Source organism: Henriciella sp. AS95 (genome assembly GCF_038900055.1).
In the GTDB taxonomy this organism is placed as follows: domain Bacteria; phylum Pseudomonadota; class Alphaproteobacteria; order Caulobacterales; family Hyphomonadaceae; genus Henriciella.
The window spans coordinates 2,265,141-2,279,541 of record NZ_JBBMQM010000001.1; the positions used below are offsets into that span (position 1 = coordinate 2,265,141).

Consider the following 14,401-nt stretch of genomic DNA (forward strand, 5'->3'; position numbering starts at 1 on the left):
ATCGCCCCGTGTTATCTTAGACAGGCACCTATGATTTACGCAGATTACAATGCAACTGCACCGCTCAGGGATGAGGCAAGACGTGCCATGCTTGTCGCGCTGGATGCTGGCGCAAACCCTTCGAGCGTTCATGCGCCGGGGCGCGCCGCGCGAAAGATCCTGGAAACCGCGCGGCGCCAGGTTGCAACGGCCGTGGGCGGTATTGCCAGTGACGTCATCTTCACATCAGGAGGGACCGAGGCGATCGCGCTTGCGATCCATGGGGCTGTCGCCAAACTGGATGGCGACTGCACGCTCATTGTTTCAGCCATCGAACACGAAGCGAGCGCCAAGAATGCCGGATTCGCGAATGTTCCGGTTGAAACGACATACGTCCTGCCGACTGGGGAAGTTGATCTGAATGCGCTTTCTGATCGCTTGAAGGCATGGGACACTTCGCGTTCGGGCACGCCTATTCTTGTGCTGATGCTTGCAAATAATGAGACGGGGGTCATTCAGCCTGTTACCGAAGCGGCAAGCCTGGTGCGCGAAGCGGGAGGTTTGACCATTTGCGACGGGGTTCAGGGGCTTGGAAAGCTGCCCGTCAATGTCTCACTTCTGGGTGTGGATTATCTCACCTTGTCTGCCCACAAGGCTGGCGGCCCGCAAGGCGCTGGCGCGTTGTGGCTCAGAAGTGGCGCTCCATTAAAAGCGAAACTCCATGGTGGCGGCCAGGAGCGGTCTCTTCGATCCGGCACGGAAAACCTGTCCGGCATTGCTGGATTTGGCGCTGCCGCTGAAGCGGCTGTCACAGACCTTCCCGCCATGGAGGGGCTAGCGGCGTTGCGTGATGCGATGGAGCAGCGTTTGAAAGCGGAAGGCCAGGTTACCGTATTCGGAGAGCAGGCCAAGCGTCTGCCAAATACGTCGAACTTTGCGATTGAAGGCTTTCGGGCAGAGACGCAGGTCATGGCGATGGATCTGGCGGGGGTGGCCGTGTCGTCCGGATCCGCGTGTTCGAGCGGCAAAGTCAAAAGATCGCTGGTGCTATCTGCTATGGGCGCCCCGGACTCTCTTGCGGAGTGTGCAATACGCACCAGTTATGGTTGGAAGACCAAACAAGAAGATTTTGATCTAACGGCAGACGCATGGCTGGAAGCAGCGCGCCGGCGCAAATTGAAGGAGACAGCCTGACATGGCTGATGACGTCAAAGTAAAAGAAGGCATCGACGCGAGTACGGTTGCTGCGGCCAAAGCCCTGCAATCGGAAAACTACTCTGCCGGCTTCAAGACCGACATCGAAACCGAGTATGCGCCAAAAGGCCTGAGCGAAGAGGTCATTCGCTTCATCTCAGAGAAAAAGGGTGAACCGTCCTGGATGCTGGACTGGCGTCTGAAAGCGTATGAGCGTTGGCAGACCATGGAAGAGCCGGAATGGGCCAAGGTCGAGTACGAAAAGGTCGATTATCAGGACATCTACTACTACGCAGCGCCCAAGTCCGGGGCAAAGTATGATTCCATCGACGATGTGCCGAAGGAAATTCTGGAGACCTACGAAAAGCTGGGAATTCCGCTCCGGGAAGCAGAAGTCTTGCTCGGCGTTGAAGGGGCTGCCGATACTGCAGCCGATGCTCGAGGGACAACTCAGCCAGCCGGTTCGCGCGTTGCCGTGGATGCGGTCTTTGATTCGGTGTCCGTGGCGACAACCTTTCGAAAGGAACTCGAGAAGGCCGGCGTGATCTTCATGTCGATTTCCGAGGCCCTACGAGAGCACCCGGAGCTCGTGAAAAAATATCTGGGAACGGTAGTGCCGCAGTCAGATAATTTCTTCGCGACCCTGAACAGCGCTGTCTTTTCAGATGGCACATTTGTGTACGTGCCCGAGGGCGTGCGCTGTCCCATGGAGCTTTCCACATATTTTCGGATGAATGCTGAGAATACAGGGCAATTTGAACGCACGCTGATCATCGCCGATAAGGGCGCTTACGTGTCGTATCTGGAAGGCTGCACCGCGCCTATGCGCGATGAAAACCAGCTTCATGCGGCCGTTGTGGAACTGGTCGCGTTGGAAGATGCCGAAATCAAATATTCGACGGTCCAGAACTGGTGGCCTGGCGATGAGAACGGCAAGGGCGGTATTTACAATTTCGTGACGAAACGGGGCGATTGCCGTGGTCCTCGCTCCAAGATTAGCTGGACGCAGGTCGAAACCGGCTCGGCGGTCACCTGGAAATACCCGTCCTGTATTCTACGCGGCGACGATAGCGTGGGTGAATTTTATTCGATTGCGGTCACGAATGGCCGTCAGATGGCTGATACCGGGACGAAGATGATTCATCTCGGCAAGAACACGCGGTCCCGTATTATTTCCAAGGGAATTTCAGCCGGTCGATCGGACAATACTTATCGCGGACTCGTTTCAGTGCATCAAAAAGCAGAAAAGGCGCGCAATTTTACTCAATGTGACTCGCTTCTGATCGGTGGCGACTGCGGAGCCCACACTGTGCCCTATGTTGAGAACCGGTGCCTCGATGCGCAGCTCGAACACGAAGCGACCACGACGAAGCTTTCAGAGGACCAGCTGTTCTACGCGCGTCAACGAGGTCTGGGCGAAGAACAGGCCGTTGCCTTGCTCGTGAACGGATTTGTTCGCGACGTCATGCAACACCTGCCAATGGAGTTCGCGGTGGAAGCGCAGAAACTGCTCGAAGTTAGCCTCGAAGGCAGCGTGGGTTGATGGACGAAGCTGCCTTTGCTGATTGGCTGGCGCAGGTAAAAGCGACGCTGGACAGCATGGACGGTGCGGCTTTCGCTGAGCTATTCACGAAAGACGCGGTCTTCTTCGAAGCGCCCTTTAATGCGCCTCGAAAAGGACGCGCTGCCATTCACTCTGCTATCGACGAGATGGCTGGTGTCCGCGAAGACAGCACGTTCTCCGCACATGTCATCGGAATCGAGCCGAATGTTGGCTGGGCGATGTGGGAAAATACTTTTACGCGCGCGGGAACCGACGACCCGGTTCGCCTTGAAGGCATCCTGAAAGCCAGCTTCGACAGCAATGGTCTGTGCTGTGAGTTTCAGCAATGGTGGCACAAGCTTGAGCCGGGGCAGGATGACTTGATGAGAGATTTCGATGCTTAGGGCTGGCGGTATCAATCTCGCCGCATAGACTGGCGCGGAGAGCTGATTGAGTCGGACGGAACAAGATGGCGCGCTGGTTTATCATAATTGCGTTGCTCCTCGGAGGGTGCGCCGCTGAGAAACAGCCAGAACCATACTTGATTCCGTATAATGGCTACGGTCCGGGTGCCGCCAAGATTGTTCGGTCTGGACAACCTACAGGACAAAGCGGACACGCCCCCGCTGCCTGGTCTGCAGGCGATGTGACGGTTTCAAACATCGATTTAGCGCTCGACACATTTCTTTCTCCGGCCGGCGATGAGTTAATCTTGCTGCCCAACCGTCTTCATAAGTCCCAGCTCGACTTTTCTTTGGAGAGCCTGAAGGTCGTCGATGACTGGCTGAAGGACATCCACACGATCAATCGGTTGCAGGCCGATCAAGGCAGGGCAGGGGAGTCGTTGATCAGTGACGGACGCGGCGACAATTCGGTCATGTTTGCTGGCCTGTACCTCGGAGAAGTCATCCGTGCCAATTCCGATCTTGAGTGGACCTGGCAGCGTTTCGACACGTTCATCGCGGCCAATCCTTATTTCTCTGAGCATTACGGCTTCGACCCCGGACTGGACAGTTTCGTCCTTGTGGGGCCTCAGGGTGTAGCGACTCCTATCAACACGGCGCTAAAACGGGTCCTCGTCGGCAAAGAAGAGAGCTTGCATTTCATCGGAATGCTGCTGATGAACCCCGTCGACCTGGAATCGGCTGTATCGGGCCAAAACTTCTTCGGCTTGACTGATATCCGCTGACCGTCGAGCGCATTCGCCGCACAAACGGGCTTTGAATCCGACCAAGATGTCTCTACATGCGCAGCATGTTGAAACTTGATAATCTGCACGCGAGCGTTGGCGACGGTGACGAAGCAAAGCCCATCATAAAGGGGCTTACGCTTGAGGTGCCAAAGGGCGAAGTCCATGCGATCATGGGCCCCAATGGGGCCGGGAAGTCCACGCTTTCCTATGTTCTGACTGGACGTGAGGGCTATGAGGTTACCGAAGGTAGCGCTGCGCTGGACGGCGAAGACCTTCTTTCGATGGACCCGGAAGAACGGGCGGCAAAAGGTATTTTTCTATCCTTCCAGTACCCCATCGAAATTCCTGGTGTTCCCGTGATGACATTCGTTCGCACGGCGATGAACGCACAGAGAAAGCGACGCGGTGAAGACGAGATATCGGCACCTGACTTCATCAAGAAGGCTCGTGAAGTCGGCGCCACGCTGAAGATCGATTCAGACATGTTAAAGCGCCCATTGAATGTGGGTTTTTCGGGCGGTGAAAAGAAGCGGCTCGAAATCTTCCAGATGATGATGCTTGAACCGCGCTTCGCCATTCTGGATGAAACGGATTCCGGACTGGATATTGATGCTCTGAAAACGGTTGCGGATGGCGTAAACGCGCTTCGCCGGCCCGATCGCGGCATGTTGGTTATCACGCACTATCAGAGACTTCTCGATCATATCAAACCAGACAAAGTGCACGTGCTGGCAAAAGGGCGGATCGTGACTTCAGGCGGACCGGAACTTGCCCTTCGACTGGAAAAGGAAGGCTATGACGGCATCCTTGGGGAGCCGGCTTGACCTCAGCCAACGTCGATATCCGATTGCGCCACCCAACCACCGCTGAAGAGCAGCTCTTCGCGAAGTTCGGCTCGCTTGACCCAGATGCGGCCCGCTCCGCCGCATTCCAGGCGTTCGCGCGCACTGGTTTGCCGCATCGCCGGCTAGAGCAATGGAAATGGACCGATTTTCGCGCGGCCGTGCCAGAGCTTGTCGTTCCAGGCCGGTCGGGGACTGAGCAAAAGATTAGTTTTCCTGACGATGCGGCCATTCTGCGATTTGATGGCGAAAACTGGAAAGTTCCGCAGTCGCTTCCAGAAGGTATAAGCGTCTACGAAAAGGAAAAAGCGCAAGGCGTCGGTGAAGCCAAGGAATTGCCTCTTGGAGCGCTGACGGCCTCAATGACGGGCCAACCAGTCAAGAACGACGTATTGATGATAGAAGTCACGGCAGAGGTGGCTGCGCCGCTTTACTTCGACTTCGACGAACGTGCCGCTGAGTTGGCCTTCACCCGCCTCGCAATCGTCGTTCGCTCAGGCTGTTCCATCAGTACGGTTGAGCGGTACGCCGGATCAGCAGGTTTTTCCTCGGTTTTATTAGAGTTTGGTCTACAGGACGGCGCATCGGTGGATCGGACCATTGTTCAACGCGGGACTAAAGACCAGGCTGTCGGCGTCACAACAACGGCGACTCTCGAAAAAGGGGCTTCGTTTGAGCAGACTGCGCTCGGCTTCGGCGCAAAGGTCAGCCGAGTGGAGACGCATGTCGACTTCGCTGGTACCGACGCCAGTGCGACGATCAATTCTGCCTACCTTGTCGGCGACGGCTACCACATGGATTTTACAAGTCATGTCCGTCATGGCGCGGAGTCATGTACAACACGTCAACTGACCAAGGGCGCGGTCGCCAAAGGTGGACGAGGTGTTTTCCAGGGTAAATTTCTTGTCCCACGAACAGTAGGGCAGTTTACGGACGCGAACATGCAGCATCAGGCACTGCTGCTTGAGAGTGGTGCTGAAGTCTTCGCGAAACCGGAACTCGAGATTTATGCCGACGATGTCGAGTGCGAGCACGGCAACACATCTGGGCAGCTTGATGAAGCCGCTCTGTTTTACATGCGCCAGAGAGGGATACCCGCTAATCAAGCCCGCGCACTGTTGATTGAAGCTTTCGTCATCGAGGCGCTTGAGGGGGCTCATCCATCTGTCAGAGAGTCGATGATCGAGGCGGCTCGGGCATTTCTCCGTCAACAAGGTTAGGCGCATCATGGCATTCGACGTCGACCTCATTCGCGCTCAGTTTCCCATTCTTCAGCGGGAGATCAATGGAAAGCCCTTGATCTATCTGGACAATGCCGCGAGCGCGCAGAAACCGGATACCGTGCTTGATGTGATGAGCGATCAGGCGCGTCACGCCTATGCGAACGTCCATCGCGGGCTGCATACTTTGGCGAATGAGACCACTGAGGCTTACGAAGGTGCGCGAGCAAAGATTCAGGCGTTTCTGAATGCACCCTCGCCGGAGTCGGTTGTCTTTACCAAAGGCGGAACCGAGGCGATCAATCTGGTTGCCTCAGGCATAACCGACAGCATTAATTCCGGTGATGAGATTGTTCTGGCGATTTCAGAGCACCATTCGAACATTGTGCCCTGGCATTTTTTGCGCGAGCGGCATGGGGCCGTCCTGAAGTGGGTACCTCTGCTCGAGGATGGCCGTCTCGACATGGACGCCTATCGCCAGGCACTCGGCCCCAAAACGCGGATGGTTGCGATCGGCCACATGTCGAACGTGCTTGGAACGGTCGTTGATGCGAAGGAGGTGGTCCGACTCGCTCACGAGGTTGGTGCCCAGGTGCTGCTGGATGGATGCCAGGCTGGCGTGCATCTCGATATCGACGTCCAGGACATTGATTGCGATTTCTACGTCCTCACGGCTCACAAGATCTACGGGCCCACCGGGATTGGTGCGCTTTACGGCAAGCTGGACGCTCTCAAGGCGCTGCGGCCGTATCAGGGCGGCGGTGAAATGATCGAGATCGTGGAAATGGACCGCGTGACCTACAATGAGCCACCCCACAAATTTGAAGCGGGCACACCCCCGATACTACAAGCGATCGGGTTTGGTGAGGCGATCGACTGGCTGTCACAATTTAACAAGGAAGATATCCGTGCGCATGAGCATTCGCTTTATGAGCAGGCGTCTGCGGAATTGTCCAAGATCAACGGTCTTACTGAATATGGGCTCTCGGAAGGCAAGGGTCCCATCCTGTCGTTCAGCATTGAAGGCGCGCATCCGCATGATATTGCGCAACTGCTGGACCGTTACGGCGTTGCAGTCAGAGCAGGACACCATTGCGCACAACCATTGATGAAACACCTCGGTATAACAGCCACGGCCCGTGCGAGCTTTGCGATCTACAATACCACTGCTGATGTGGAAGCATTCATTGAAGCCCTCCACAAAGCCCGTGGATTGCTGCTATAAGGATTACACATGGCAGATGATATGAGCCTCGACCCCAATGTAGAGAACGCTGAGCAGGCGGATGCTTCAGAGAGCACTTCGCCGATCCCTCAAGATGAATTGAATCGCCTTACCGATGCACTCATTGCTTCGTTCAAAACCGTGTTTGACCCCGAGATCCCAGTCGACATTTATGAGCTTGGTCTCATCTACCGCGTCGATATTGACGATAACCGGAAGGTCGACATCGATATGACCCTGACGGCGCCGGGCTGTCCTGTCGCCGGGGACATGCCGGGGTGGGTCGAAAATGCGGCGCGCACGGTAGAGGGCGTGGATGATGTCGAGGTGCGACTGACATTCGATCCGCCTTGGGATCCATCACGCATGTCGGACGAAGCCCGGCTTGCGTTGAACATGCTCTGATTGAAATTTTCGACGCAGGACCTCATCTACACGTCATGGCCAGAAGACCCCGTCCACAACTCGTTACGCTAACCGACGCTGCCGCAGAGCGCGTTAAACAGATCATGTCCGAGAAGGGCGCAGGTTATCTGCGCGTCGGCGTGAAAAATGGCGGCTGCGCCGGCATGGAATATGTCATGGACTATGTCGAGACGGCCGGACCGATGGATGAGGTTGTCGAAGACAAAGGCGTCCAGATCGTCGTTGACGCAAAAGCCGTTCTGTTCTTGCTCGGATCGGTCGTCGATTTTGAGACGACGATGCTCCACGAGAAATTTGTTTTTTCAAATCCCAACCAGACTGATGCTTGCGGTTGCGGCGAAAGTGTCACCATTGTTCCAGCAGCTGTTAGCTGAAGATCTCACTCAAGATCAGTTTGGGTCTGGCAGTAATATCGATGGTTCGGCGTTCTCTTCGCGGCTCTCACGATAAAGATCCAGTACCCGGTCTTCGATTGTGTTGCTGAGCTTTTCGATGAACGCCTCTTTGCCGAAACCGGGCGGGATCGGCTCGAGAAATTCGACGACCGCACGGCCAGGCGTCTTTGCGAGCTTTTGCTGCTGCCAATACAATCCGAGATTGGTTGCCACTGGGACCACAGGAACGTTCATCGCCTTCTGCATGTGCCAAACGCCGGGCTTGTAGCGGTAATGCGTACCGGGAGCGGCGAGGTGGCCTTCAGGGTAGACAAGCACCCTGACACCCTCCGCACGCGCTTTGACCATGCCTTCTGCGAGCGACTTGGCCTTGCGATCACCGCCACCGCACGTATCGATTATAATGGCGCCGAGCTTGTTCAGAATGCGACCCACGAGCGGAAAGCGTTCCAGGTGGTCACCTGTAACGAATGAGAGATTATGGACCTCCGGATAGATCAGAAAGCCATCGCCCCAGCTCTGGTGCTTGGCTGCAATGATGAATGGTCCATCGGGTAAGCGGTGCTTGCCGCGGATATCGGTAGAGATCCCGGCGATGGCTAAAAGCGCATACCGAACGGCCCGAGTATAGGACCGGATGACGAACTGGGTCGCTCCTCGTCCTGGAAAGAGCAGGGTCGGCAATGCTGCCAATACGTAGATAACTGACAGGACGTAATAGACGCTGGTAAAGATGATGCCGCGCAACACTGGCGCATCACTTCTGCATCAACACAGCCAGAACTGCGTTTGACAGAACGTCAACGCGGTCTGACATCGGGCCATCGATGCGATTGTATATCTTCGAAAGACCTGTCTGCATGACGACGCCCAGGCACATCGAAACAATGACAGCCGGATCACCCTTTGGCACATCGCCTGATGCCATCATCGCCGCGACGATCCTTTCAAGGATACTGACAGGGTCGTCATCGCGTTTGGTATCATTTGGCAAATAGCGGTTCAGCGAAACGAGATGAAAGGAAAACAGAAGCCAGTCCTCGTCCGCGAGTTTGCAATAGGCTTCTACGGCCCGGTTGATGCGCTGTTCTATCGTCCCTTCGGACGCTAGCGCTTCACGGAGCATTTCCCCAAGCCGATTGTGGATGGTCATGAAGAGCGAAACCGCTAATTCGTCTTTGCCCTTATAATGGCGATATAGCGCGCCTTCGGATACGCCGGCCTCGCTAGCGATTTCGCGTGTGGTCGCCGCATCAAAACCGTCATGAACGAATAACTTCAGGGCTGCGCGCTCGATTTTAGGCTTCGCGCTTCGCCTGACTTTCTTTTCAACCGCCGAATCTGTCATACGAAGTTCCTTCTGTTAAACATCATATAGCATGATCGTCGGAAAAAGCAAGTGAGCGCTCACTAACGTTTGGCGAGGCGAAATAATACGTGCGCCATGGGAGTGAAGATCGTGAGGCAATTCCCTGTGCTTGTCGCGAACGCCACGACAGATGTTACTCAGAAACTGCGCTCATTGCTTGAAGTGTCTTGTTTGCAAAGTATGCCCTTCACAGATATAGCCACGAGCCTGATTTTCGGGGAGAGACAACATGATCAAGAGATTGGCCGCTTTGGGCCTGACATCGCTAACTTTAGCGCCGGCCGCTTTGGCTCAAGAGCAGGGCGGCGGCGGTGGCGGTTTGATGGCACAGCTTATTTTCTTCGTGCCGCTCATCCTCATTTTTTACTTCCTGCTCATTCGTCCTGCGAATCAGCGACAGAAGAAACACCGGGCCATGATCGAAGCCGTTGTGAAGGGCGATACAGTCATCACGACGGGCGGCTTGATCGGTAAGGTCGCCAAGGTGACGGACCAGGAAATCAGCGTCGATATTGCCGAAGGTGTGCGTGTCCGTGTCGTCAAAGGCATGATTGCCGATGTTCGCGGCAAGAATGAGCCAGTCGTCGCGAACGATACGAAGTCGGCCTGATCTGCCTGACGAGGGGTACTGAACATGCTGAATTTTCCGGCCTGGAAAGTCGCACTCATCTGTCTTGTCCTGCTGTGGGGCGGCTTGCTGGCATTGCCCAATGCTTTTTCCGACGGCTTTCTAGGCATTCAGCCTCGCGACACAGGCGCGACTGACCCGCAATCGATCCTTGAATATGATCAACAAAAGGCGGCTGCGGAGCAGTCGTGGTGGCCCGGATTTCTTCCCACCAGCAAAGTAAACCTTGGTCTTGACCTCCAGGGCGGCGTGTACCTGCTGACTGAAATCGACCCTGAAGAAGTCGCAGCCAATCGTCTTGAATCGCTGCAGGCGGACATCCGGGATGTGCTGAACGATCCCCAGCTAATCACGCGCGATGTGCCCGAGCAGGATGGAAGCACGCTACCCATTCGTCTTCGTAATCCCGACCAGATGGATGACGCGCTGCGCCGTTTGCGTCGGATTAATCCGACGATCGGCGCCACTGGTGGTGAGAAGATCATGAGCATTGAGCAACGCGGCGAAGCGATGATCATGATTTCGGTTTCAGATGCTGCGATGCAGGCTCTGGCCGCCGACGCTCAGGACAAGATGATCGAAATCATCAGGCGTCGTCTCGACCCTGATGGTGTGAGCGAAGTGTCAATTACGCCGCAAGGCGACACACGCATCGTCATTGAGGCGCCGGGCGAGGCCGACCCGCGCCGGATCAAGGACATCCTTGGCCGTGCGGGGCGCATGACCTTCAATATGGCCGATAGCAGCCCGTCCTCCATCGCCGCCGCTGAGACTGGCCGTCCGCGACCGGGCTTTGAACTGGTGCAGGACGAAAACGGTATTTCGTACCTCATTAACCGCACACCTGTTGTCACCGGCAGCGATATCGCCACGGCGAACCAGGGCTATGACCCTGATGACAACTCACCGGCTGTCGATTTTCGATTGACCGGCAGTGGCGCTGAACGTTTCGGCCGGACTACGGCGAACAATCGCGGCGAGCTGTTTGCTATTGTTCTTGATGGGAAGGTGATGTCCGCACCGCGTATCAATGAACCGATCTGGGGCGGCAACGTCCAGATCACGGGTAGCTTCAGCATGCAGGAAGCTCAGGACCTTGCGGCAATCATTGAAGCTGGCGAACTTCCAGGCAAACTTGGGTTTATCGAAGAGCGTACGGTTGGCCCTGGTCTTGGTGCGGACTCCATCAGGGCTGGTACGCGCGCCAGTATCATCGGGCTTGTTCTCGTGGCCGTCTTCATGATCATTGCGTATGGCCTGATTGGCGGATTTGCGGTCGGATCTCTGATCGCGAACATTGTGCTCATCCTGGGCGCCCTTTCCGGACTGGGCGCCACGCTTACGCTACCAGGCATTGCGGGCATCATTCTGACGATCGGTATGGCCGTCGATGCCAATGTGATCGTGTTTGAAAGGATCCGTGAAGAACAACGGTCGGGTCGGTCGCCAAATACGGCCGTCATTGCTGGCTATGAGCGAGCGCTATCCACTATTCTGGACGCCAACATTACGACCTTTATCGCCGCGGCGATCCTGTACATGCTTGGATCGGGCCCGGTGAAGGGCTTTGCCGTTACACTAGCGATTGGTATCGTGACCTCGGTTTTCACCGCCTTCGTTGTCACACGTTGGTTTACCGCTGTCTGGCTGCGGCTCGCCAAACCGCGCAAACTGTCGATTTAAAGGGAGGCTGGATACATGCTTCTGCAATATTGGCCTCAAAAGACCGACGTGAAATTCATGTCGTTTCGCCTGCCAGCCCTCGTGTTCTCCGTGGTGCTTATTGCGGCGTCCTTTTTCATGATCTTCACCAAAGGCTTGAATTTCGGCATTGATTTCGCGGGCGGATCCGTCATCGAAATCGAACAACCTGTCGATGTGAACGAACAGGATGTTCGCGGCGTCGTCGGTGAACTGGGCCTCGGTGAGGTACAGGTGAACGCGGCTCGCGGTACAGGTGTCGAAGGCATCGAAGTGATTGTTATCCGTTTCGCGACCCAGGTTGCGGAAGATGGTGACCAGGAAGCAGCTCAGCAGGTTGCGAACAACAGCGTACGAGCTGCGCTGGAAGCGGCCTTTCCGGGCGTGAACATCCGCAGCAGTGCGGCGGTCGGGCCGAAGGTCTCGGGCGAACTCCTGCGTAGCGGTCTGATCGCGCTGGGCGTCGCACTGGCGCTTATGATGCTGTATATTTCGGTGCGCTTCCAATGGCAGTACGCGTTGGGCGCTGTTGCGGCGCTTTTCCACGATGTCATCATCACCATGGGCATGTTTGCGCTGACGCAATTCGAGTTCAACCTTTCTACTATCGCTGCGTTGCTGACCATTGTCGGTTATTCGATGAACGACACCGTGATCGTGTTTGACCGGGTCCGCGAAGAGGCACGCAAGTACAAGAAGCTGGATCTCGGCCAGGTGATCGATATTGCGATCAATCAGACGCTGTCGCGCACGCTCCTGACGTCCGGGACAACGCTGCTTGCATTGCTGAGCATCTACATCTTCGGCGGCACCGTCCTGAGCGGGATGAGCTTTGCGCTGATCTTTGGTGTGGTGATTGGCACCTATTCATCAATCTTCGTTGCGTCAGCGCTTGTGCTGATGCTGGGGATTGATCGCGGAGAGAAGGCCAAACGCGAGGTCGTTGGCTTTCAGGGCACCTGATCAGAAAGAGAACTGTTCTCGCAGGACGCGCTCGTCGAGAGCGTGCCCTGGGTCAAACAGCATGGTAAGCGGCTTGCTGCGATCTTCCATCACTCTCACATGGGCGATGTCTCTGACTTCCTGATTGTCCGCGCCTGCAGCCACTGGTCGGCGTTCTGGCTCTACAATATCAAATTCGACTTTTGCATCATGACGAAGAAGGGCACCGCGCCACCGACGAGGGCGGAACGCGCTCACTGGCGTTAGGGCCAACAGATTCGCGCCGATCGGCAGGATAGGACCGTGAGCTGACAGGTTGTATGCCGTTGACCCTGCTGGGGTCGCCACCATTATGCCGTCGCAGGTCAGTTCACTCATCCTTTCGCGGCTGTCGACACGAATACGAAGCTTGGCGCTCTGGGCCGTTTGCCTGAACAGTGAAATTTCATTGATTGCCAGACATTCGTGAAGCTCACCGTGGATGTCGGTCGCAGCCATACGCAATGGCATCACAGTGGCCTTCTCGGCCTTGTTTATACGCTGATACAGGTCTTCCTCATCGAAGTCATTCATGAGGAAGCCAACCGTACCCCGGTTCATGCCATAGACAGGTTTTTTGTCGCCAAAGCGCCGTCGCATGGCGTCCAACATTGCCCCGTCGCCGCCAAGCGCCACGATGACTTCAGCGTTCTCTTCTGAGACCTGTCCATATTTCTTGGTAAGCCGCTGAAGTGCTTCTTGAGCTTCAGGTCGGCGCGATGCGCTGAATGCAATACTGATCTTCATGGCGTCCATGTCGGACGGTGCAGCGCTTTGGTCAAGCGTCATCGGTAACCGCGCCTAGTGTCTGAAGCATGTTTTGATGTATGATGGAAAAAAGAACGGAGGACGCCATGCCAGATGATATGAAGCCGATCAGTCTAAGAGATTCAGTAAGCGAGGAGGAGTGGACCGCACGCGTCGACCTCGCCATGCTTTATCGCCTGACTGCGCTTCATGGCTGGGACGACATGATTTTCACTCACATTTCTCATCGCGTGCCTGGCCCGGAACATCACTTCCTGATCAACCCCTATGGGATGTTGTTCGAAGAGATTACCGCTTCGTCGCTGGTGAAAGTCGATCTCGAAGGCAATATCGTGTTGGACTCACCGTACTTCATTAATCCGGCGGGATTCACGATCCATTCGGCAATTCATATGCATCGCGAAGATGCGAATGTGGTGATGCATCTCCATACCGATCAGGGCGTCGCCGTGTCGTCCCAGAAAGAGGGGCTGTTACCTATCTCACAAACGGCGATGGCGATCCGCGAAGACGTTGCTTATCATGACTATGAAGGCATTGCGCTGGACCTTGATGAGCGCGAGCGTCTGGTTGCGGACCTCGGGCCCGAGAAGCATTCGATGTTGCTTCGCAATCACGGGACGCTGACGTGCGGAACGACCGCAGCAATGACGTTTACACGCATGTTCTTCCTGGAGAGAGCCTGCAATATGCAAATCATGGCGCTTTCAGCAGGGCGAAACGGCGTTCTGGAATGTGGTGAAGATCTGCAGGAGAAAGTTGCAAGACAGGGCGGAATGACCGGTCAGAAGTCTGGGATGAGCTCGCTCTCCGAACACCTGGTCTGGCCAGCAATGAAGCGGAAGCTGGACCGCCAGTCACCAGGCTATGACGCCTGATGGCAGGTGTGACAAATCCACATAGGTAGAATTACGGTCTGGAAAGAGCGGATTTCGTTT

The 14,401-nt window shown here is 55.7% G+C and carries 16 protein-coding genes; 13 read left to right on the top strand and 3 right to left on the bottom strand.

What is annotated here, in order from left to right:
• The first annotated feature begins 30 nt into the window (after positions 1-30).
• The 9 genes from WNY37_RS11245 to WNY37_RS11285 all read left to right on the top strand — a co-directional run bounded on the left by WNY37_RS11245 (position 31) and on the right by WNY37_RS11285 (position 7,995).
• Entirely contained in the window at positions 31-1,173 is a 1,143-nt protein-coding gene (locus WNY37_RS11245; protein WP_342973483.1) for a cysteine desulfurase family protein, read from the top strand.
• Position 1,174: 1 nt separating this feature from the next.
• The gene (sufB, locus tag WNY37_RS11250; RefSeq protein WP_342973484.1) at positions 1,175-2,716 is read left to right on the top strand and encodes a Fe-S cluster assembly protein SufB; all 1,542 of its coding nucleotides are present in this window, start codon (positions 1,175-1,177) and stop codon (positions 2,714-2,716) included.
• Positions 2,716-3,120, top strand: a complete 405-nt coding sequence (locus WNY37_RS11255) for a nuclear transport factor 2 family protein (protein ID WP_342973485.1) — start codon at positions 2,716-2,718, stop codon at positions 3,118-3,120. Before sufB ends, WNY37_RS11255 begins: the two co-directional genes overlap by 1 nt.
• Positions 3,121-3,185: 65 nt before the next feature.
• On the top strand, positions 3,186-3,905 hold the full coding sequence (locus tag WNY37_RS11260) for a hypothetical protein (protein ID WP_342973486.1): 720 nt from the start codon (positions 3,186-3,188) through the stop codon (positions 3,903-3,905).
• Between the two features lie 65 nt (positions 3,906-3,970).
• Positions 3,971-4,732 (top strand): Fe-S cluster assembly ATPase SufC, encoded by a 762-nt coding sequence (gene sufC / locus WNY37_RS11265; RefSeq protein ID WP_342973487.1) that lies wholly within the window; start codon positions 3,971-3,973, stop codon positions 4,730-4,732.
• A gap of 179 nt (positions 4,733-4,911) precedes the next feature.
• A complete protein-coding gene (locus tag WNY37_RS11270) occupies positions 4,912-5,970 on the top strand; it encodes a SufD family Fe-S cluster assembly protein (RefSeq protein WP_342973488.1) in 1,059 nt (352 codons plus the stop codon).
• 7 nt (positions 5,971-5,977) lie between these two features.
• A complete protein-coding gene (locus tag WNY37_RS11275) occupies positions 5,978-7,195 on the top strand; it encodes a cysteine desulfurase (protein WP_342973489.1) in 1,218 nt (405 codons plus the stop codon).
• Positions 7,196-7,204: 9 nt separating this feature from the next.
• Positions 7,205-7,600: an SUF system Fe-S cluster assembly protein gene (locus WNY37_RS11280; protein ID WP_342973490.1), complete on the top strand. Its 396-nt coding sequence runs from the start codon at positions 7,205-7,207 to the stop codon at positions 7,598-7,600.
• Positions 7,601-7,635: 35 nt separating this feature from the next.
• Positions 7,636-7,995, top strand: a complete 360-nt coding sequence (locus WNY37_RS11285) for an iron-sulfur cluster assembly accessory protein (RefSeq protein WP_342973491.1) — start codon at positions 7,636-7,638, stop codon at positions 7,993-7,995.
• Positions 7,996-8,010: 15 nt separating this feature from the next.
• Here the strand turns inward: WNY37_RS11285 and WNY37_RS11290 are convergent, their stop codons facing one another.
• Together WNY37_RS11290 and WNY37_RS11295 are read right to left on the bottom strand one after the other, a co-directional pair.
• On the bottom strand, positions 8,011-8,766 hold the full coding sequence (locus WNY37_RS11290) for a 1-acyl-sn-glycerol-3-phosphate acyltransferase (RefSeq protein WP_342973492.1): 756 nt from the start codon (positions 8,764-8,766) through the stop codon (positions 8,011-8,013).
• A 7-nt stretch (positions 8,767-8,773) separates the two neighbouring features.
• Positions 8,774-9,364, bottom strand: coding sequence for a TetR/AcrR family transcriptional regulator (locus WNY37_RS11295; RefSeq protein WP_342973493.1), 591 nt, complete (start codon positions 9,362-9,364; stop codon positions 8,774-8,776).
• Positions 9,365-9,614: 250 nt separating this feature from the next.
• Between WNY37_RS11295 and yajC the strand changes: the two genes are divergently transcribed.
• From yajC to secF, 3 genes are read left to right on the top strand one after another with little or no spacing between them, the layout of a single operon-like run.
• Positions 9,615-9,995 carry a preprotein translocase subunit YajC gene (yajC, locus tag WNY37_RS11300; protein WP_342973494.1) on the top strand — a complete coding sequence of 127 codons (381 nt, stop codon included), beginning with the start codon at positions 9,615-9,617 and terminating at the stop codon, positions 9,993-9,995.
• Between the two features lie 24 nt (positions 9,996-10,019).
• On the top strand, positions 10,020-11,696 hold the full coding sequence (secD, locus tag WNY37_RS11305) for a protein translocase subunit SecD (RefSeq protein WP_342973495.1): 1,677 nt from the start codon (positions 10,020-10,022) through the stop codon (positions 11,694-11,696).
• 15 nt (positions 11,697-11,711) lie between these two features.
• A complete protein-coding gene (gene secF / locus WNY37_RS11310) occupies positions 11,712-12,677 on the top strand; it encodes a protein translocase subunit SecF (protein ID WP_342973496.1) in 966 nt (321 codons plus the stop codon).
• Here secF and WNY37_RS11315 read toward each other — a convergent pair whose 3' ends face one another.
• Entirely contained in the window at positions 12,678-13,484 is an 807-nt protein-coding gene (locus tag WNY37_RS11315) for an NAD kinase (protein WP_342973497.1), read from the bottom strand.
• A gap of 65 nt (positions 13,485-13,549) precedes the next feature.
• On the opposite strand from WNY37_RS11315, the gene WNY37_RS11320 reads away from it, so the two are divergent.
• A complete protein-coding gene (locus tag WNY37_RS11320; RefSeq protein ID WP_342973498.1) occupies positions 13,550-14,341 on the top strand; it encodes a class II aldolase/adducin family protein in 792 nt (263 codons plus the stop codon).
• The last annotated feature ends 60 nt before the right edge of the window (positions 14,342-14,401 follow it).